General features: G+C 47.5%; 1 pseudogene. It reads left to right on the top strand.

Features of this window, described 5'->3' with window-relative positions:
- Nucleotides 1–259: pseudogene (relA, locus tag BCT81_RS01380) on the top strand (GTP diphosphokinase); the annotation flags it as partial.

Here is a 259-nt window from a genome sequence, read left to right as displayed (position 1 = left end):
GCTGGTATTGGTAGTGGCGACTTGCGTATTAACCAAGTGGTTAATCACATCAATGCGTTAGTGAACAAGCCTACGGCGGAAGAAGAAGACAAGAAAGCATTAGAGAAACTGCTTGAGTCGGAAAGCAAGCCAGCACAGCAGAGTCGCCCTAAGAAAGACGCGGTAGTAGTAGAAGGCGTTGATAATCTAATGACGCACCTTGCTCGCTGTTGTCAGCCGATTCCTGGTGATGTGATTAAAGGTTACATCACTCAAGGCC

Origin of the sequence: Vibrio sp. 10N.261.52.A1 (assembly GCF_002876325.1) — a bacterium.
GTDB lineage: Bacteria > Pseudomonadota > Gammaproteobacteria > Enterobacterales > Vibrionaceae > Vibrio > Vibrio chagasii.
This window is presented reverse-complemented; position numbering and strand designations above follow the sequence as displayed.